We start from the raw sequence: 1063 nt of genomic DNA, 5'->3' as shown, positions 1-1063 counted from the left end.
CAGGCGTTGCTGGCGACGTATGGGCAGCGGGATGCGGGGCGTCCTTTGTGGCTTGGTTCGCTGAAGTCGAATGTGGGTCATACGCAGGCCGCTGCCGGTGTGGCTGGTGTGATCAAGATGGTCATGGCGATGCGGCACGGAGTCCTGCCGAAGACGCTGCATGTGGATGAGGCCTCTCCGCATGTGGACTGGTCGGCGGGGGCGGTGTCCCTGCTGACGGAGCAGGAGCCGTGGCCCGAGGCGGGGCGTCCCCGCAGGGCCGCGGTGTCGTCCTTCGGGCTCAGTGGGACGAACGCGCATGTGGTGTTGGAGGAGGCGCCGGTCTCGGAGGACGGGGAGCTGGGGGCTGGTGAGCCGTTGGCTGTGACGCCGGTGGTGGTGTCGGGGCGTTCTGTGGGTGTGGTGCGTGAGTTGGCGGGCCGGGTTGGGGGTGTGGCGGGGTCTGGGCGGTTGGTGGATGTGGGGTTGTCGTCGGTGGTGTCGCGGTCGGTGTTCGAGCACCGGGCTGTGGTGCTGGCCGAGGATGCGGTGGAGCTGAGTGCGGGTCTGGATGCGCTGGCGGGTGATGTGCTGTCGCCTCTGGTGGTGTCGGGTGTGGTGTCGGTCGAGGGTGGCCGGTCGGTGTTTGTGTTTCCGGGTGCGGGGACGAAGTGGTCGGGGATGGCGGCGCGGTTGTGGGCTGAGTCGGCTGTGTTCGCGGAGTCGATGGCGCGGTGTGAGGCGGCGTTCGCGGGGTTGGTGGACTGGCGGTTGTCGGATGTGATCGCTCAGGTGCCGGGTGCTGTGTCGTTGGAGCGTGAGGATGTGGCGCAGCCGGTTTCGTTTGCGGTGATGGTGTCGCTGGCGGAGTTGTGGCGGTCGTTGGGTGTGGTGCCGGATGCGGTGGTGGGGCATTCGCAGGGGGAGATCGCTGCTGCGGTGGTGGCGGGTGGTTTGTCGTTGGAGGACGGGGCGCGGGCGGTGGTGTCCCGGTCGCGGGTGGTGGAGGAGGTTTTGTCGGGTGGGGGGATTGCTTCGGTGCGTCTTTCGCGTGCCGAGGTGGAGGAGCGGTTGGCGGGTGGGG

At 68.5% G+C, this 1063-nt stretch carries 1 protein-coding gene; it reads left to right on the top strand.

From position 1 onward, the window contains the following. Positions 1-1063, top strand: a 1063-nt coding sequence (locus tag ACFY5B_RS39470; protein WP_389980088.1) for an acyltransferase domain-containing protein, incomplete at both ends; no start/stop codon positions are given.

The sequence above is a fragment of the Streptomyces sp. NPDC013187 genome, from assembly GCF_042899705.1.
In the GTDB taxonomy this organism is placed as follows: domain Bacteria; phylum Actinomycetota; class Actinomycetes; order Streptomycetales; family Streptomycetaceae; genus Streptomyces; species Streptomyces hawaiiensis_A.
The sequence above is the reverse complement of the archived record's forward strand: the minus strand, read 5'-3'. Positions and strand labels throughout refer to the sequence as shown.